The sequence below is a fragment of the Bacteroidota bacterium genome (assembly GCA_016713925.1).
GTDB lineage: Bacteria > Bacteroidota > Bacteroidia > AKYH767-A > OLB10 > JAJTFW01.
Genome location: JADJOH010000008.1, coordinates 739,664 through 760,761, shown reverse-complemented (window position 1 = coordinate 760,761; position 21,098 = coordinate 739,664). Strand labels below are relative to the sequence as shown.

Below are 21,098 nucleotides of genomic sequence, written 5' to 3'. Positions count from 1 at the left end.
ACCACCATACAATGAAAAAGTTCTACTTTCGACATCTACTCCTGCTCCTACTCATTTTTACAGGCCGTTCTGTCAATGCACAGTATCATCTAAATCTCGACGGAGTCAATGACTATGTCAGAGTCACCTCCTATCCTTCTTTGCAAGGTGCTTCAGCAGTCACTGTAGAAGCATGGATCAACGCCACAGCCTGGAAGACTCCTATTTACAAGGGCAGCGTAATCTGCACCGGAAATAATGTCGGACAAAACAACGGCTTTGATTTACGAGCAGCGGAAAATGGCACTGCAGAGTTCAACCTCAGTATTGCCGGCAACTGGGTAACGGCTACCTCTGCACCCATTATGCAAACCGGCACATGGTATCATCTTGCCGGAGTATATTCCGGAGATTCGGTGATGATCTACATCAATGGAGTATTGAGAGGATTGACCATTGTAAGCGGAGGGATGATACCATCAACAGGCAACCTCAACATAGGAGAATCACCGGGATGGACAGGCAGATCTTTCAGCGGCCGCATCGACGAAGTACGGTTCTGGAATTACGGACGCACGCAGAGTGAGATTACGAGCACCATTTGTTCGTCTCTTACAGGAACGGAACCCGGACTCGCCGGATACTGGAAACTCGATGCTACCAATGGAACAATTACAGCGGTCAATTCAGTTGCAGGTGGTAACAACGGAACACTCATCAATGCATCCATCGGATCAGTATGGGTAAGCGGTGATTATAATTGTACATTAAGCAGTCCGGATATCGGTGCAGGAGCATTGGTAGCACCTGTTTCAAATTTCAATCTTACCAACGCGGAACAAGTGAGTGTATCCATCACTAACTATAGCACCAACCCTATCAGTGGTTTTCCTGTGAGCTATCAGATTGGAAACAATACTCCGGTCACAGAAACTGTCAGCAACCCTGTTCCACCTTTCGGAACATACACGTATACCTTTACTCAAACAGCTGACCTCTCCTCCTATCAAAACTACTCCTTTAAAACCTATACCGGTCTCGCAGGTGATGTATCTGCCAGCAATGATACGCTGGTAAAAACAGTCAGCAATTTCGCGGTGGGAACTAATTTCGGTATAAACTTCGACGGACTTGATGATAGAATTACCATTGCTGATGCCGCAGCACTAAATCCAACAACTGCTATCACAGTTGAAGCCTGGATTAACGCCACCACCTGGCGCAATAGTATCGCGGATGGTTCCATCATTGCCAAAGACATTGATGCGCCCAACCGCGGATATGTACTTCGTTGCGGGAAGAACGGTAGCATCGAATTTATGATTTCAGATAACGGCTCCTGGAAATCGGCTGCCTCACCCTCTGTAATGCTGACGAACAGATGGTATCATATTGCCGGCGTATTCGATGGCAGCTATGTCATCCTATACATCAACGGAGAAATGATCGCGCGCACCCCTGCTGCTGCACTCTCCGTTTCACCGACTGATTTATTAATTGGAGAAAGTCCGACATGGAGCGGAAGAACATTCAACGGAAGAATGGATGAAATCCGCATCTGGAACATTGCCCGTTCTCAAAATGATATTCAAAGCAATATGGCGACCTCTTTCGCCGGTACAGAACCCGGACTTGCCGCCTACTATAAATTAGACGAAGGTCTGGGCAATTCAACTGTCAACGATGCCACTTCCGGTTCTAACAACGGGACATTAAATAATTTCGTTTTGGCGAATGCCTGGGTAAGCGGATATGAACAATTATTGAATGACATAACGGTTTTAGGGTTAGAATCGCCGAATAACCTGAATGCGTTTTCCGGGGCAAGCCGGGTTAAAGTAAAAGTGAAAAATACCGGGTTCAATGCTGTCAGCGGAATTCCCGTCTCTTACAGTATTAACAATGGCGCTTCTTATACCGACACCATCCTGACCACCTTACAAGTTAACGAAATTTACACCTTGAACTTTAATAAAGTGGAAGATTTGTCGGCATTGACTTCTGCCAACATTGCCGTTCGAAGCGCCTTCACTAACGATATGGATATCCGCAACGACTCTGCAGTAGCTACTTTAACAAAACCAACTGCCGGAAATATTCTCGTTGCCTTCAACGGGGTACAGCATGATTTTGCCGGCAATGGACAAACGCATTTCCGTGATGTACTATTTCCTGAAGGACCGGAAAACTGGAGTCAGATCATTATGCATGTCTCTGTCGCTTGTCCGGTGACCGGATGCGATCCATGGGATCAGGCGGGAAAAATATCGCTCTTTAAAGAAGGACGCGAATACGAACTTGGCCGATTTGTTACGCCTTATGGTAAAGCCTGTGGCCCCTGGGATATTGATGTCACAGATTTCAAAACATTACTGACCGGCAAACAAAAACTCCAGTCCTTCATTCAGGTTTGGGGACCGTCTGGTTGGATGCTTACCGTAACTTTTGAATTCATCGCTGCACCGACTGCGAATCCCTTCCAGAAAATAACACCATTATGGAATTCCGATTATCATATCTATGGTGATCCTAACATTCCGTATACACTTCCTACTATCACGATACCTGTTGATGCAAAGAGCAACACCGTTTCGACCCGCATGACACTATCGGGACATGGACAAGGAAACACACTCAATGCCGCTGAATTCAGTCAGATGACACATCAGCTGAATGTAAATGGTTCAAATGCCTTCTCCCATCTGCTCTGGAAATCGAACTGTGGCTCCAACACCTGTGCCAACCAAAGTGGTACGTGGACCTTATCACGAGCAGGATGGTGCCCGGGACAAGGCGTAACACCAATCGTTAACAATCTCACCGGAAATGTTACTCCGGGCAGCACTGCAACTATCGGATACACGCTACAGACCTACACCAATCTGCTCAATACCGGCTACAATGGATCCAGCCATACCGAACCTTACTACCGCATACACGCTTACCTAATCGAAAGCAGTGATTCGGCACAAGGCTTCAGTGATTTCACGAATGCAACGGCTACCCGGATCACCTCTCCCGTAGGTGCACCCACTTTAAGTGCCAACGAAATTGTAAAAGCCATCGTTAAAAACAATGGTTCAATCCCGATGACAAACCCGCGCTTCAGTTATTTTCTCAATGGCATCCGCTTACAAACCGATACTTTATTTATTACACTCCAACCGGGTGACAGTATAGAACATACCTTCTCGCAAACTGCAGATATGTCAGTACAGAACGATTATACGCTGCACGCACTCGTTACTGCCGGCGACGATGCGAATGCATCCGATGATGTGGCCACCAAAACCATCTTCCAAATTTCAAGCATAAACGAGAACGTCTCTGCTATAGGACTCCACATCATGCCGAATCCTAACAATGGAAAATTTACTATTCAGGTATCGGGAGTAAGTGGTAAGATGAACATAGAGGTGTATGATGTACAAGGAAAAATAGTTTTCAAAAAAGAAGACATGGCTAACGGAAAGAATTATCAAACTGAGATCGACCTGGGAAATATTACACATCAATTGTATTTCATACGTGTCCTCAGCGAAAGTGGAACAGGAGTTGCAAAGATTGGTATTCAATAATTCAATTCTACCTTAGGGTAAAACAGAAGTTGAAATTAATTGTTTTAAAGTGTGCTATTCATTTGTATGGCGCCTTGAATAATTGTTGAAAACCCATCATTTAGCTTTCTAAAAAATGCCCACCTTACTAAAAAGTCCGGTGGGCATTTTTTTATAAATGAAGCTAGCCAACACTTGGGTGAAGCACATCATGCCATCGCATATGCCTAGTTAACAATTTGAAGTTAAATTATTTACCTCATCCTTCCTCCCCAACGGTAAAATTTTCCTTACTTTGTCGTCCAATACAAAACCACGCAATGAAAAACATCCACCCTATTCAAGTCTTCCTCTTTCTGGTAGTATTACTGGGAATTACGACTTCCACTACTGCACAAACATACAATTATGTCCCTGACTCCACTTTTGATGTCAATGGATTGAAGAGCTTTATTTACTTCAACAATATTGATCGTTCCTACGGATGTGCATTACAACCCGATGAAAAATTAGTAATGACCGGTCTCAGTAAAAATCCTGCAACCGGATCTTTTGAACTTTGCATAACCCGTCTCCTGACAGACGGTGATTTTGACACTACATTCAATTCGGATGGAAATTGTTTTGTTTCGATGGGCAATCAACAATCGATTGGCGGAATGACACCCAAAGTGAAAATTGCACCTGATGGTAAAATTGTTGTAGTTAACTCGGGAAGGGCAACGGGAGGAGCGAGCCAGGATATGATGATTTGCCGCCTGGACACCAATGGCTATTTAGACACTACGTTCAATAGTACGGGTGTTGTTTTCATCGATATGCTCGGCAGCAATACACAACCTGATCAGGCGAACGCCCTGGACATCGATGCCAATGGCAATATTTATGCAGCAGGTGTCACGCGTACAGGTACATCTCCATTGGACAATGACTTCGCCGTTGTAAAAATAAATGTGAACGGACAACTCGACTCATCGTTTGATACTGATGGAAAAAAATTATTTAATCCAAGTGGATTAGCCGAATACGGACGCAGTATTAAAATTCAGAATGACGGGAAAATAGTTTTAGGAGGGAATGCAGGCGCCAATATGTATCTCTTGCGATTTGATACCACCGGAACTCTTGACCTTACCTTCAATACTACCGGAACAATAAACATTGCATTCCAACTGAGCTCTGACATGGGCGACATGGATATTGATAATTCAGGGTCGCATAGTAATTGCCGGAAAACTCAACACCAGCAATAGCAATATCGCCACTGCCCGATTCCTGCCTACAGGTGCACCTGATAATAATTATGGATTCAACGGTAAATACACTTTCAACATTGGGGGCGCTGCGAGCACTATAACGTCCATGCATATCCAAAATGACTATAAAATTGTATTGGGAGGATTCAACCTCGACACGGCACAGGCCAATAATTTTATGATCACCAGAATCGATACCGGAGGCACTATTGATCTTAGCTTTAATACCATTGGATTTGTCTCGCAACCGGTGTTAGCCGGAAATATTGATGAAGAAGGCAACGGCATGGCGGTGATGAATGATGGAAGAATTATGATGACGGGAACTATAGTTTTTAGCTCGGCTGTTAATGAAGACATTGGCGTGTTTCGCGTGAAGCCTGTACTGGTCACCGGAATTCAACAACCAAATAACTACACAAGCATTCGCCCTTACCCTAATCCATTTACTAATGAATTAATAGTTGTGAGTCGTTTTGAATCCGCTGCTCAGATGAGTGATATTTCCGGGCGCACGGTGTTGAACGTTCAACTTGTTCCGGGAATGAACAGGGTGGATACGGGGCACTTACCTGCCGGGGTTTACTTTATCAATGTAGAGGGTGAAAAGGGATTGAAGGTGGTAAAGAATTGAGAACCGGCCGGCTGAATTCAGAATTCAGAATTCAGAATTCAGAATTAGGAATTACGAGTACAAAATCAGAGGTGTTCTGTGACAATAGAGGAGTCAGGTTGTTTGGGATTTTTGTTTAGGTGTGTGGGGGATGGGCAGAGGAAGAGACATTTATCTATGACGGTAAGGTTGCAGTAGCAAATTGGTGTAAGAAAAGAGTAATTTAATCAATAATAAAACAATCGTTGGACGGCTTGAACAGCCAAAACGAAAATATGGCGACAATACATAAAATCCCGGTTCAAAAAATTAAGGAAAGCAGAATTGCGGCTATTGATTTTGGAAAATTAGAATTTGGAAAATACATGTCTGATCATATGCTGGTTGCAAAATACAGCAATGGGCAATGGAGTCAGGGAGAAATAGTACCTTATGGTCCTTTGCAACTATCTCCCAACATGCTCGCACTGCATTATGGGCAAAGTGTTTTTGAAGGCATGAAAGCCTTCCGCATGAAGGATGGAAAGATTTCAATTTTCAGAATTCAAAAACATTTTGAGCGACTGCAGCGGACGTTGAACAGAATGTGCATGCCTGAACTCCCCTATTCACTCTTTGAGGAGGGATTAAAACAGTTGATTCAACTGGATCAACAATTTGTTCCGGATTCGGAGGGAAGTTCATTGTATATTCGTCCATTGCTCTTTGCTACGGAAGAACGTTTTGGAGTGAAGATTTCTGAAGAGTATTTATTCGTCATCATGACCGGTCCTGTTCCTCCATTTTACCCTAAACCTATTCGCGTAAAAATTGAAGACCATTATAGTCGCGCCGGAAAAGGTGGAACGGGAACTGCGAAGTGCGCCGGTAATTATGGAGGATCTTTTTATGCCACTAAAATAGCACGGGAGCAAGGCTTTGATCAGGTCTTATGGACCGACCTATCTGATGAACTAAACATCGAAGAATCAGGAACAATGAATGTGTTTTTCCTGATCAATGATAAACTCATCACTCCACCTCTTTCTGAAACTATTTTAGCAGGAGTAACGCGTGATGCTATTATTGCGCTTGCTAAACACGAAGGAGTAATTGTTGAAGAACGTAAAATAGCTGCCGGTGAACTCCTCGCTGCACATCAATCCGGAAAACTACAGGAAGCATTTGGTGCGGGTACCGCGGCGGTGACAGCAGCCATCTCCACCATCGGAGTAAAAGGAAAAATTATTGAAATCCCTGTAACTGATGGAAACAGTTTATGTGTTCGTTTGCAAAAAAAAATGACCGCATTAAGAACCGGTGATACTCCGGATATTTTTGAATGGAACACCATCATCAAAGGAAATAACGATTAGCGTTCATACCCGGCAAAAATTTTATTGCTCTGACAATTCCTGTACCTTCGACGATAATCAACATTCAAAAAAGTAAGAATAGCCAAAACAAGAAAGGCGATATCGGGTGATATCGCCTTTCTTGTTCATTGCATTAATTCATTAAGGATGAATCGATCCAATAAAGTTTAAGATATTATTATCTACAATCGCCTGATCCGTGATATCCACAACTCCATCGCCGGAAACATCAGTGGGTACATAGCCGAAAGCAAAGTTTAAAATATCATTTCCAATCAATCCCTGATCGGTAATATCCACTACTTCATCTTGCGGTGCAATATCGCCACTATAGAAGGCCCATACACCGGGAGCTACTTCACGTTGGTTAGAGCCAAAGGCTTGTGATGCTGCAGTGGTGAAATTATAGTTAGTAGGTGCTGTAAACGTGATCAGGTTCGACCAGGTTTGAATTGCATTTCGATGATAGATGACAATATAACCATTTTGGCCGGTCACATTTACAGGGAACGTAATTGAAACCTGTCCGCTGGTATTTATAATTGCTGAATCGGCGGCTAGTACAGTAGTCGTGGATAAACCATCACGCAGTTCAACGTAGATCACATCGCAGTCTGTTAAACCGAAGCCATAACCGGAGTTAAGTAGAACAGGTTGCATTCCTGAAACTCCATCGTAAAATCCTTCGAACAGGGCAGTAATATTAAACGTTGTTCCACTTGTACAACCCTCGTCCGTTAAACCATCACAATCATCGTCTATGGCGTTACTACATACTTCAGCGGCATTTGGATTAACAAACGTGTTGGAATCATCACAATCCAGATTATTCAATGAAGAGAATCCATTAGGGGTACAGGAAGCTATTCCGGGTGAGGCGCTATTTCCAAAACCATCTCCGTCAACATCGGGATAATAGATATCAATTACACCTTCATCCACTAAGCCGTCGCAATCATTATCGATATAATCACACCATTCCGTGAATCCGGGATTAACGAAAAAGTTATTGTCATCGCAATCGGTATTATCCAGTGTGTAACCGGTCATAAATATCGGTGGAAGACATGAAGATATACTCACTGCAGGATTACCATATTCATCCAGATCCAGATCCTGATAATAGGTATAGAAAACGGCATCTGTATCGATGATGCCATTGCAGTTATCATCTATTCCATTGGTACAATTTTCATAGGCACCGGGATAAACAGTATTCAATAAATCATTACAATCTAAATTATTATTCGAGTATCCGGGACCGGGATCCGTACAGGAAATGATGGCAGGGCCGGAACCGGAAACTACACTGACATACTCTCTGAAATCGAGATCATCAATAGAACTCGACGTCCATATCGCCATAAAACTATCATAATAATAAAGATCTCCACCGGCATGAGCTCCGGGGGTTGCACCATTGCTGCGCCAGAGCCTAATAAAGTCTGAAGAAGGTACTGCTCCTTTGATTATAAAATAATAAGAACTACCTGCAATCACCGGTATGCTGTTTGGAATATTTACTGTTTGCCATCCCAATGTGTTAATCGTCAAAGCTTGAGTATTGAGTAATGTCCCGCTTCCCGGAACACTTCCCGAATACAATTCGAATAGCGCATCAAAACTACCATCACTCAAAAAAATCTACATTAAACTGAATAGTGTTAAACATGCCGGTTTGCGAAGCGGTGAAGGTTTGAGCGAGGTGATTTTCCATAAATCCATCATTAAATACCACTTCAGATGCGGTTGTCACTTCACTCGCAGCATCAAGTACAACAGTGCTGACACCTTCTACTCCAAATCCATCCTGATCCATGTCTGCATACCAGTTCTGAGGTCCGGGATTTGCATCTGTATCAATAATACCATTACAATTATCATCAATCAAATTATTACAAATCTCAACGGCATTTGGATTCACTGCACCATTAATATCATTACAATCATTACTATTAATCGCATATCCGGGACCGGGATCCGTACAGGAAATGATGGCAGGGCCGGAACCGGAAACTACACTGACATACTCTCTGAAATCGAGATCATCAATAGAACTCGACATCCATATCGCCATAAAACTATCATAATAATAAAGATCTCCACCGGCATGAGCTCCGGGGGTTGCACCATTGCTGCGCCAGAGCCTAATAAAGTCTGAAGAAGGTACTGCTCCTTTGATTACAAAATAATAAGAACTACCTGCAAGCACCGGTATGCTGTTTGGAATATTTACTGTTTGCCATCCCAATGTGTTAATCGTCAAAGCTTGAGTATTGAGTAATGTCCCGCTTCCCGGAACACTTCCCGAATACAATTCGAATAGCGCATCAAAACTACCATCACTCAAAAAATCTACATTAAACTGAATAGTGTTAAACATGCCGGTTTGCGAAGCGGTGAAGGTTTGAGCGAGGTGATTTTCCATAAATCCATCATTAAATACCACTTCAGATGCGGTTGTCACTTCACTCGCAGCATCAAGTAAAACAGTGCTTATTCCTTCTACTCCAAATCCATCCTGGTCGATATCTGTATACCATGAAAAAGGTGTGGATGATTCATACACTTGTATTACTGTACTTGGTGACTGACATAAACCATTACTAACGAGAAGACCGTAATATCCTCCGCTACCTACGTAAATAGAAGATGTAGTTGCACCGGTTGACCATAGATACGTTTGCTCCAATCCAATTCCTACAGCATCAATTTCATTCCAGTCAGGGACGGCGGGTGAATTCATCGCTATTCTGATTTCAGAAACGGAAAAAGCAGTTACAGGAAAGGTAATATGCAATTTCCTTGAAACCGGAGGTTGCGGCGCAGCGGTAGCGGTATAAACTACTTCGAACAGCCCGGTGTTTGGATTCTTCACATACACCGTATCCACTGCACCGGGGTTAAACGTTTCATAAATATCTATGAAATTGATGGGTGCCGGATTAGTGTAAGCAATTTGTATATGCTCGCGTTGGTCATCAGTGCTCAGAGGAGCCCATGCAAAACCTATATCTCCGTAAGCAGGAAATACATCCGGTGCACCCAGAATCTGATTTGCAAACCAGCCCGGAGGATTGAGATTAAACTCCGAACTATATGAGGTAACGGTGCTGCCATACCGTAAATAAATTATTGCATTCGCGGTATCTGCAGAGAGCGTGATGGTATCCCCGGTACAAAAATAGGGAGAGGGACTACTCACAATAACCGGTGCGGAAGGAACCGGTATTACATTCAGATAATAGGGGGCGCTGGTCGTTGAACATCCCAAATAATTTGTCACCGTCACACTATAATTACCGGTTGATGTAGCGTTAATATAGGGTGTTGTTTGACCTTCCGGTGACCAGAGATAAGAGAAAGCAAAGACCTTCTCCGGATTGTTCACAGGGGTTCCGTAAAAGAGAAGTGATGCGTAATTCATCAGCAGGAAAGGCCTTTCATCAAATTTATAATAGGCCAGTAATCCCGCTGCAAAAGGCAAAACAGGAGATAGTATTCCTGATTGTATTTCAGCTGCAGTTCGGGGCAGATTCCATATTCTCACTTCATCCATATCACCGGTAAAATAATTTGGTGCTTCGGCGTAATTCGGTCGGCCTATACTGAAAGATCCAATGTTCGGAAAGGCATTAGCTGAATAGGTAGAAGAAGAGGTTCTGTTGATGCCATCAATATAAATAGCTCCGGTACCGGGCAACGTGCTATAATCTCTCACCACCGCTACATGATGCCAGCTTCCATCATTAACAGCTGTATTACTAAGTATATATTGATTGGCAAAACCTACGAAGGCAGGTGCGCCATTCGCATCAATATAAAAAGCACGTTCTCCGAATTCCCAAATATTATCGTTATTGCTGCTAACCACTATTCCTTCTCCTGTGCCCGTTGTACGTACCCAGGCCTCGATGGTAAAACTTGCGTCGTTGAGATTTGTGATGTCTGCACCCAAATCAACCCATTGCTGATTACCATTGAAATTACCGGCAAGATTAATTGGATTAACAATAAGTTCAATAAAATCTCCCTGACAAATAGTATTATTGATGGAAGACGATATAATAGTAACTGAATCCGCAATATTTTCCAGTACATGTACGCTACAACTGCTTTCACAACTGTTATCTGCGGAAACACTCACCGTATACGTTCCAGCACTTAATCCGGAAATTATAGCTGTTGTAGCTCCATTGCTCCATTGAAAAGAATAAATAGTAGAATTTCCTGTAACAGTTGCCGGCGTGGAAAGCATATTTTTAATGGTTAACCCATCTGCATCACTCACCATTACAACAGGAATAGTAATTGCGTAAATATTCGCTGCTCCCATATTAACAGGAGGGCCCGGGATATTATTTACAATCACCACTCCGACCGCTCCGGCAGTTTGTGCATTGTACACTTTTTGTTCAAAGGAACAGGTTCCTCTGTCAATCAATGCCACCTTCCCTGTAAAAAAACCGGGAGGATAAGGATCACAACCCAAATCAGGATTTGAAAAATAAACGAAATCACCTGCGACAGGATTTTCAAATACATTTGGTCCAAACACAGCAACTCCAACCGGAAACTGCTGTGGCGTCGGTGCTGTAATCTTTAAATTTAAAGATGTGTTATCGACTGTAGCAGTGGCAACTCCATTGCTTTCACCCTGACAAACGAAACTTCCGCTGCAACTTAAAGCCGGACCGGGCACATTGGATAAAACAACATTAAATGTACAGGTAGATATATTACCCGCCTGGTCCATAGTTGTAGCAGTAACCGGAGTTATGCCCATTGGGAAAACAGTTCCTGATGGTGGATTTACTAAAAGTGTATCTATGGAAACCAGGGCATCATCAATGATGGTTCCGTAGTTACCTGCCCATCCTTCATTATCCTTTGAACCATGTGTAATTCTTACTTTAGTAACACCTGCCGGATATCCGGTAAATGTATGCACGACTTGCTGCCATACCGGAGTTGATTGCACCGGAGCAGCCATACTTCCTAAATTATATGAAGTTAATACGATGCCTGCTGAATCGAGTAATTCCGACTTGAAATAATATTCATCCGTTGAAGAACAGCAAGAGGATGCCCGGTACCATTCACTTACATGAATCGGAGGGGCAGCATTGAGATATGCAGTACTGTAACCCTTTGCAATTAAATCTACTTCCTGAGCCATTTCTTCCCACCAATACGAACCACTGAAGCTAAAATTTCCGGAACGCACCTCTCCATAAGCACCGGTATTCGCCCAACCATCTCCACCATTAAGCGTGATAACCCATCCGCTTAAATTCCCGGATTCATTGCCCGGATTAGTCAGTAAGTTCAACGGAGAAAGTCCACAATTATCAGTAGCGGTGACGTTATAGTTTACTACAGTTGGATTAGCAGTACAAATCCGTATCGTTTGCGGACAATTGATCACAGGCGGAATTGAATCATAAAGATTAATGGTCTGCACTAAAACAGTGGTATTTCCGCAATGGTCAGTGGCCGTCCAGGTGCGATTCAGGACATAATTAAATAAACCGGATGAATATAAAACAGAATCCGAATAGCCTACAGTTAAAGCTGCATCACAATTATCACTTGCAGAAGGCGCAACAATAGCTCCGGGCGAAATATCATCACTGCAATTTGCATTGAAGACAGTTGGAACATTATCAAACACGGGAGCAGTGTTATCAATTATATTAATAATTTGAGTGACTGATGTCACGTATCCACAGTTATCAGTAGCCGTCCATGTACGATATACTGTAAAATTACCATCACATATTCCATTCACGATACTTTCAGAATAAACCACAATGAACTCATCAGAATTATCAGTAAAAACAGCATTATCAGCAGGCACCTGGCTATCACAACTGATTGTCGTATCTGCAGGAACGAAAACAGCAACCGGTGGAACAAGATCTGAATAAACTGCAGGTGTTCCCGGAGTGAAAGCCACACCTCCAAAAGCGGTATTGGTCGGCGCGCTTGCCAGTAAAGTTCCGGTTGTACTTAAGGCGGAACCATTGGAAGTAATATCTGCAGGACTAGCAGCATTGACACCTACATCTGAAAACGCATAAAGACTATTCGGCTTGGCACCACTGGTATTTGCAGTAATGTATAAATCCACATTACCCGTACACGCATTGAACCAACCCGTCACACCGAAAGCATTCCCGGTTAAACTACCACGTGCCGTCCATGTGGCACCACCATCCGAAGAAGTATACTTCAGCAATCCTGTTGGTGCGATACTTAAAGAAGCTACATACAAGACATCAGGACTGGAATTGCCATCTAAATCAAGAAAGAGATACGAATACGGATCACCGGTAGTTGTCAGGAAGCCATTTAGATTCGCAAGTGTTTGCGTACCTGATACAGGAAGACCGGTACCCACCGTTACCAATCTGTTACCTCCCGATCCGGTAGAAGCATACAATTGATTATTGAAGATGCCGATTCCACGGGTATTATTGGCGCCCAAGTTCGTAGCTGCAACAACGTTACCTTGTGGCACGTAACCCACACCAATGGTACCCGGCGCGCCGGCTGTCCAGTAAGCGGATCCATTTATTGTGACAGCTGAACGTAAAGCAGTTCCTGAATACGCAGTAAACAAAGTTGTTTTAGTATCTGATCCACCACCGGCATTAATTTTTGCAATGACGCGGGTATTGGTTGGAAAAGTAGTAGCTAAGCTTGTGGATACGCCAGCTGTACCTGCTGTGGTATTGTATCCGGTTAATGTAAGAAATTGCCTGTCCATTGATAAATTCAAAAAACCTTCTGAGCCGGCCGTACCACTTTGCGTCACAGCTCTGTTCACAGATCCGGTTCCGGCAACAGCTGTTGCAGGTAAAGTCGTAATCAAGTTACCCGCCTGGGATGTACCAGAAAGATTATATTCCCTGATAAAAAGTGGTGTTGCTGCACTGGTACGAGGCGCGGTGCCATCTCCAATGACTAACACAGCTAACTTGCCCGGTGTGAACTGAGCGTAAATTGGCGCGAAATTCAGAAGTGTTATTGCAAAAAATAAAACTAATTTTAAGCGAGATTGATGAACTGAACGATGCATGGTGGGGTAGAATTTTCTCATAATAATTATATAAACAATCGTTTTTTTCAGGTTATAGTATGATTTTAGATTTGTTGTTATCATTCATTAAACAATGATGGTCCATACTTGAAATGAAAGACCAATTTTGAAGTAAAAAAAAACAAAACAATTGTGGGAAACGGCTTCGATGAAGAATCATTCTCATCTTCCTTTTTGAGATGTCTGGTGTAAGAATCAACCACCAACAGAAGTAAACAAGCGAATAACAAGACCCGGATTAAAAACAATAAAGCCTCATGTAAATTATCAAAGTTCATAAAATAGTCCTGAAGCCTGTTTCTGATTAATGAAGTATGTGCCCGGTTAATTAGATCAATTGTTATAATGTTACTGAAAAGATATTTATCCTGCAAGGAACTCACTAAAAGCACCTATCCATTATTAGAATAATCCTAATATACCTGAAAATAGTTCTATTCCTTTTTTCCTGTTTTGGGTAACCTAAATACTATATTTTTTATCTACCGTTTTCATGGCAAATCGGTAAAACATCCGACATTTCGCTGTCTTTACAGACCATTTTAAAGAAAGCAGAATAACAGTTGACAAAAAAACGTATTTTTTGTATGTATGAATTTTAATTGAATAAAGTAAATCAATACACCTACCGAAAAAACAAATAAAAATGAAATCGCTTCAACGATCAAACTTGTATCGATGGAGTTAAGCCCTCTACCTCCCGATGGTAAAATCATGGAAGTCCGGAATACGCTAAAAAGTGTAAACAATCCAAAAAAAGAAAATGTATTAGAATAACAATTTCTCTATTTTGTTGCGCTACAATATTAATTTATGGATGAAGCGTTCCAATAAAGTTTAAGATGTTATTATCTACAATCGCCTGATCCGTGATATCCACAACCCCATCGCCGGAAACATCAGTGGGTACATAGCCGAAAGCAAAGTTTATAATATCATTTCCAATCAATCCCTGATCGGTAATATCCACTACTTCATCTTGTGGTGCAATATCGCCACTATAGAAGGCCCATATACCCGACTCCACTTCACGTTGGTTGGAGCCATAAGCTTGTGAGGCCGCGGTGGTGAAATTATAGTTGGTAGCAGCAGTAAATGTAACAGGGTTTGACCATGTTTGAACGGCATTACGGTGAAGGATGACGATGTAACCATTTTGCCCGATGACTGAATCGGGAAAACTGACGGAGACCGACCCCATTGTATTCATAACCATTTTTGTTCTTGAAAGCAGGACTGAAGGTAATGAAGTTTTATGCAGTTCAATGGTCACTGTGTCACATTCTAAAGTACTAAAACCCACTCCTGCATTGAATAAAGCCGGTACCATCGTTCCCCCTGCATTGTAATACCCTTCTATCAGCAACGACAGGTTTAAGGTACCATTACAGGCTTCATCCGTCAATCCATTACAGTTATCATCAATCCCATTGTAACAAACCTCACTGGCACCTGGATAAACCGTGACGGAAGCGTCATCACAATCACTTGTATTTAAAACAAAGCCCAAAGGTTGTGAGCAGGATAAAGAATCATCAGCGGTACTTCCGTACGTATCACCATCCGCATCCACATTCCATAGTAGGGGAGCAGGCAATACAGTCACCACCACCGGAACACTTACCGATTCGCAGAATCCGTTGCTTACACTAACACTATAGGTTCCTCCCGTAGTAGCGATGATGGAAGCAGTTGTAGCTCCTGTTGACCAGAGGTAGGTTTGCTCTATACCAATACCCACCGCATCTATTGCATTCCAGCCGGATACAGCAGGAGAATTGATTGCAATCCTGATTTCAGCAACATTGTAGGTGGTCACAGGAAATGAAATATGCAACTTCCCTGACTGCGGCAATTGCGGAGAGCCGGTAGCGGTATACACCACTTCGAACAATCCGGTCGTCGGGTTTTTTACGTACACTGTATCTACCGCGCCGGGATTGTATGTTTCATAAATATCGATAAAATTAACGGGCGCCGGTTCATTGTAAAGAATTTGAATATACTCCCTCTGTATATCCGGATCAAAACCGGACCATGCTCCCGGCAAATTTCCATAAGCAGGATATACATTGGGTGCTCCAAGGACCTGATTCGCACTTCTGTCGGTTGAAGAAAATTCTGAACTGAAACCTGTAACGGATACGCCATACCGTAATTGGGCAATCGCACCGGTGGTATCAGTATACAACATGACTGAATCACCTGAACAGAAATAAAATGACGCGTCACTTAAAACAACCGGTACAGAAGGATTTTCAATCACCTTGATATAATGCGGCGCACTACTACTTGTACAACCGAGGTAATCACTCACGGTAACCGTATAATTACCGGTTGCAGCAGCGGAAATATAAGGTAAGGTTTCTCCTCCCGGTAACCAATGAAAACCGAAAGCATACTCTTTAGCAGGATTGTTCACGGCTGTTCCGGAATACAATGCAGATACTTCATTCACCAGCGGATAATTCATCTCATCAAAACGATAATAGGCCAGTAAGCCGGGAGTGGATGCTGAAACGGAATCTACAAGTCCCGATTGGATCTCAGCTGCAGTTCTGGCCACGTTCCATATTCGCATTTCATCCAGATCACCGGTGAAAAAATCAGGTGCTTCAGAATAATTCGGTCTGCCGATACTAAATGAACCAACATTTGGAAAAGCATTAGCAACATAAGAAGATGTGGCAGTTCTATTGAACCCATCGATATAAATTCTACCGGTGCCCGGTAATGTACTGTAATCCCTGACCACTGCGATATGATGCCAGTTACCATCATTCACTGAAACGGAACTACTGATGGTGGAATTTCCAAAGCCTGTAAAAGCAGGATTTCCATTGGCATCAATATACAAGGCTCGCTCTCCCGCTTCCCAAATTTCATCATTGTCGCTACTTACCAGAACACCTTCCGCAGATCCGGTAGTCCTGACCCATGCTTCAAGCGTAAAACTTGCAGTGTTGAGATTTGTAATGTCCGCACTCAGGTTGAACCATTGATTGATGCCATTAAATTGTCCGGCAAGATTCACCGGATCGGCATATAAATTCAAATAATCTCCCTGGCATAAAATACTACCGGTATCTTCAGCAATGATATTCACCGGAGCAGGCAAATGTTCGATAACCTGTGTCTCACAATTGCTGATACAGCTACCATCGGCAGTCACGCTGACAGTATATGTACCGCTACTTAAACCTGAAATTGCAGATGTGGTTGCTCCATTGCTCCATAAAAACGAATAGTTGGTGGTATGTCCTGTTACAGTAGCCGGCTGTGCAATTAAATTTTTAATAGTCGCCCCATCCACATCGCTTATCATCACCACCGGTATCGAAATGGCATATTGGTTTACAGCACCCATGTTTATTGGCGCACCGGGGATATTGTTCACGATAATTACGGCAGCGGCACCTGCATTTTGAGCGTGGTGCGCTTTGAGTTCATAGAAACAGGTACCTCTGTCAATCAACGCTACTTTCCCTGCAAAAGTTCCCGCAGGATATGGATTACATCCAAAATCAGGATTGGAAAAATATATGATGTCACCTGTAACAGGGTTAGAAATCACATCGGGACCAAACAGCGCCTGACCAATAGCAAAGGAATAATATCCGGGCGCAGTAATTTTAAGTTTCAATGAACTATTGTCTACTGTAGCAGTCGTTGTTCCATTATTGGCTCCACTGCATATTATACTTCCACTGCACGTAATAGCGGGAACGATTAGAGGCGCCAACGTTCCCGGTGTAAACGCAACTCCACCAAAGGAGGTATTTGAAGCAGCGGTGGCAAGAAGTGTCCCTACTGCGCTTAAAGCGGAACCATCGCCAGTGATAGCTGCAGGTGCTGAGATATTTAATGATTGATCGGTAACTTTATACAGCTTATTGGGTTTTGCATTGATGGTATTTGCTGTGATATATAAATCAACATTTCCTGTACAGGGATTAAATTGTCCGGTGACACCGAAAACATTTCCTGACAAACTACCACGCGCTGTCCATGAAGTTCCTCCATCAGAAGATGTATATTTCAGCAAACCTGTGGGAGCCGTATTGAATGAAGCGACATAGAGCACATCAGGACTTCCGTTTCCGTCGAGATCAATAAACACATAGGAATAGGGATCGCCGGTAGTCGTGAGAAAGCCGGGGAGATTAACGAGGGCCTGCGTTCCGGAAACAGGTAATCCGTTGCCCACTTTCGCCAGACGATTACTTCCGGCACCGGTGGTAGTGTACAGTTGATTGTTGAAAATACCAATTCCTCTGGAATTCACTGCCGATAAATTCGTAGCTGCATTAACGTTACCTTGCTGAACATATCCAATACCAATTGAACCCGGAGCACCGGCTGTCCAGTAAGAAGATCCATTTACCGTTATGGCTGAACGAATGGCTGTGCCGGAATGCGCTGTAAAAAGTGTTGTTTTGGTATCTGCAAAACCATTTGCATCAATTTTACCTACTACACGCGTATTCAAAGGGAAAGTGGCTGCACTGGTACTTGTCACAGCTGCTGTTCCGGCGCCGGTGTTATAGCCAACAAGTGTAAGAAAGCGACGGTCGGCCGATAAATTCAAAAACCCCTCTGAAGTGGCTGTTCCGCTTTGTGTCAATGCCCGGTCCACCACTCCGGTTCCCGCCACCGCGGTGGAAGGCAATGCCGTTACGAGTGTGCCTGTTTGAGATGCGGAGGTGAAATCAAACTCCTTAACAGAAACTATAGTGGCAGCAGATGTTAATGTTCCGCTACCATCTCCCACTACCAACACAGCCAGCTTACCGGGCGTAAACTGACTATAGACAGGATTCAGATAAATAGAAAGGAGCAAGAGCAGGAGTACGCTGCACCCTTTAGATTTTAGATTGGGAACTTCTTTAGCTATTCTATTTTTAACTTTCCACATATTACTATTCACTTTAACTTTTTTACTTTATCGACTTATGTCTACACCGCGTGTAGGAATATTCAGCTATCTGATTCTTTCAACAGATGAACTTGCTTCAGTAAAAAGCTGACCTCGTCATTTCATCTGCATTTATACGAAAAACACCCAGTGACAAGTTACAAAATATTCGTTAGGTATGCAAATTTTCACTTCCATCCTTCACCGCACAAGTGGTTGCTTTCACCACTTACATTCTTTGACAGATGAGATTCCGCCACCAGATGGGTCACTTACCTATTTATATTGTCTCCTCCCTTTCGAATCCTCACCACACCTCTAAGGATTTGTAAAATCAATAAACACTGATGAACCATTGAAAGAAACCGGGGTTTTACTCCATGTTTCCAATCCATTGCGATGCTTTACAACAATATAATAGTTTCCGGTGGGAGGATAATTAGTACTCGTTGCATAACCATTGCGCAGCAGAACTACGGATTGCGTACTGATCACACCAAATGGAGAAACGGGCTGATGCAACTCTATAGTCAGTGAGTCAGTCGCCTCCGCATTTGTGGTGAGACCGTTATTATATAAGTTCGGAATCATAAAGCCGTTCCCGGTGTACATTCCCTCTATAAAGAGTTTCACGATTAGATTACCTACAGTCGGGCTATGATACTCTAAAATCAACACACTCATGGGTGGCATAATATAATTTCCGGCAATGTCCATACCGGCCGTTGTCTCTATAATTTCTTCTGATGTATTTGATGCGGCAGAAAGTAGTCGGGCCTTGTTTAGCGAATAACCGGTCACGCCGCCAACCTGCAGTGGGACTGTATTCATCTTGTCACGATTAACCGCAATAACATTGAGATAGTTCGTATCATTTGAGATGAATGCATTAGACCGAACAGCATATAATCTGCCATCACTGGCACTAGGCGATGTAGTTGTAACCTGTAATGAATTGTCTAAAAAAGCCGGGAACAACATTTTATAGATAGCTGCTGCCGGCATTAAAGTGTAATTACCCGGTGAATTTTTGCGAATGGGGTGCCATTCTGCTATGGCATTACCATACACCCAAAAATTCGCTCTTTCTATGGTAGACTTTTGTGAAAGCATAAGTAAGAAATCAGCTTCAAGATTCGCCGCCAACCACTGCATAGCAGAATCTTTTTGGGCCGGTGTTGCATTCGGGCTTTTGATATAATGTGCATAGTCACCAACAAATACTTTCACCCCTTTCGTTGCTGCCACCCCTATTAAGGTGTTAAGTGCGTTACTGGCTGCTAAAACGGATTGCGCCGACGTATTCTCACTGGGAAAGTAATGTTGAGAAAGCGCATATACTTTACCTGAGGATATCAGGGTGGAATTTAATACAGCATAGGCCCAACTCAAAGTACTAGTGGGATTACCGATAGTTGGAATTGTTATTTTAATAGTTGAATCGATGGCCAGCATCGCATTGATAATGGGTGTTACAGCAGCCAAATAAGAATTACAACTATCAAATGAACTTCCATATTCGAAACTTGACCACGGCTCATTTCCTATGTTCCAGATTTTTATACCGTAGGGATCAGGATGACCATTTCCGGCTCTTACAGCGGCCCAGTCCATTCCACCACCGGGGTTCGTACTATCATTGGGAGAATTACAGTATTCCACCCAATCGGCATTATGGCTGATCACATTTGGAACGGCTGCTCTTGATTGAGTCAATGATAATCCTGTTGAAGCTGAATCATAAATAGGAACCATTATTTGAATTTCAGACGAGGGCACACCTCTGGCAGCAGTCATATTCATAAATTCATCGAAACCAAATTTAACAGGTTGAGGCGAGCCCAGGTTCCCCAACAAATTTTGATGGGCTCTTAAATTAGGCGAACCAATTGCCTTTTTCCAATTATACCCAACCCCTATAGCGTTCCCGGGATAACGCAATGTACTCATTGGAAAATCACTAAAAACAGAGTCAATAGGAGGAATAACAACACCGCTGGAGTCATAATATCCAATCAGACCAGTCGATGAATTTCCCATAAGACTAGTTCTTGAATCGAACGTGATTCCAAACAAGAGCTTTGTGTTGGACATAACATTCGTATGAACATTATTAATGTTAATGGTTGCAACCTGAGCAGGGCAATTCAAAGAATAAAACATTGCAGCCAGGAGTCCAAGTTGAAAAACCCAACCTGATTTTTTTATATTTACCCTAGCTTTCATAATTCGATTACCAATTTATAATTCGCTCTTTCGGTTACCAGTTTACACTTTCGTAAGAGGAAGTCTGATCCACCTCTAAATATCCATCAATC

The 21,098-nt window shown here is 42.9% G+C and carries 8 protein-coding genes; 4 read left to right on the top strand and 4 right to left on the bottom strand.

The window, feature by feature from the left end:
- Positions 1-11 precede the first annotated feature (11 nt).
- From IPJ86_17200 to IPJ86_17185, 4 genes are all read left to right on the top strand, one after another.
- Positions 12-3,557: a T9SS type A sorting domain-containing protein gene (locus tag IPJ86_17200; GenBank protein ID MBK7888959.1), complete on the top strand. Its 3,546-nt coding sequence runs from the start codon at positions 12-14 to the stop codon at positions 3,555-3,557.
- A 299-nt stretch (positions 3,558-3,856) separates the two neighbouring features.
- Positions 3,857-4,789, top strand: a complete 933-nt coding sequence (locus tag IPJ86_17195; GenBank protein ID MBK7888958.1) for a hypothetical protein — start codon at positions 3,857-3,859, stop codon at positions 4,787-4,789.
- Positions 4,737-5,426 carry a T9SS type A sorting domain-containing protein gene (locus IPJ86_17190; protein ID MBK7888957.1) on the top strand — a complete coding sequence of 230 codons (690 nt, stop codon included), beginning with the start codon at positions 4,737-4,739 and terminating at the stop codon, positions 5,424-5,426. The genes IPJ86_17195 and IPJ86_17190 overlap by 53 nt, the downstream gene beginning before the upstream one ends.
- A 254-nt stretch (positions 5,427-5,680) precedes the next feature.
- Positions 5,681-6,760: a branched-chain amino acid aminotransferase gene (locus tag IPJ86_17185; protein MBK7888956.1), complete on the top strand. Its 1,080-nt coding sequence runs from the start codon at positions 5,681-5,683 to the stop codon at positions 6,758-6,760.
- Between the two features lie 141 nt (positions 6,761-6,901).
- Here IPJ86_17185 and IPJ86_17180 read toward each other — a convergent pair whose 3' ends face one another.
- From IPJ86_17180 to IPJ86_17165, 4 genes are all read right to left on the bottom strand, one after another.
- The gene (locus tag IPJ86_17180; GenBank protein MBK7888955.1) at positions 6,902-8,398 is read right to left on the bottom strand and encodes a putative metal-binding motif-containing protein; all 1,497 of its coding nucleotides are present in this window, start codon (positions 8,396-8,398) and stop codon (positions 6,902-6,904) included.
- The gene (locus IPJ86_17175; GenBank protein MBK7888954.1) at positions 8,391-13,865 is read right to left on the bottom strand and encodes an HYR domain-containing protein; all 5,475 of its coding nucleotides are present in this window, start codon (positions 13,863-13,865) and stop codon (positions 8,391-8,393) included. Before IPJ86_17175 ends, IPJ86_17180 begins: the two co-directional genes overlap by 8 nt.
- A gap of 811 nt (positions 13,866-14,676) precedes the next feature.
- Entirely contained in the window at positions 14,677-18,780 is a 4,104-nt protein-coding gene (locus IPJ86_17170) for a hypothetical protein (GenBank protein MBK7888953.1), read from the bottom strand.
- Between the two features lie 318 nt (positions 18,781-19,098).
- Entirely contained in the window at positions 19,099-21,006 is a 1,908-nt protein-coding gene (locus IPJ86_17165) for a hypothetical protein (protein ID MBK7888952.1), read from the bottom strand.
- Positions 21,007-21,098 lie beyond the last annotated feature (92 nt).

Coding starts and splice junctions, on each gene's coding strand:
- IPJ86_17200 (MBK7888959.1), top strand. CDS start 12: ATGAAAAAGTTCTACTTTCGACATCTACTCCTGCTCCTACTCATTTTT.
- IPJ86_17195 (MBK7888958.1), top strand. CDS start 3,857: ATGAAAAACATCCACCCTATTCAAGTCTTCCTCTTTCTGGTAGTATTA.
- IPJ86_17185 (MBK7888956.1), top strand. CDS start 5,681: ATGGCGACAATACATAAAATCCCGGTTCAAAAAATTAAGGAAAGCAGA.
- IPJ86_17175 (MBK7888954.1), bottom strand. CDS start 13,865: ATGAGAAAATTCTACCCCACCATGCATCGTTCAGTTCATCAATCTCGC.
- IPJ86_17170 (MBK7888953.1), bottom strand. CDS start 18,780: ATGTGGAAAGTTAAAAATAGAATAGCTAAAGAAGTTCCCAATCTAAAA.
- IPJ86_17165 (MBK7888952.1), bottom strand. CDS start 21,006: ATGAAAGCTAGGGTAAATATAAAAAAATCAGGTTGGGTTTTTCAACTT.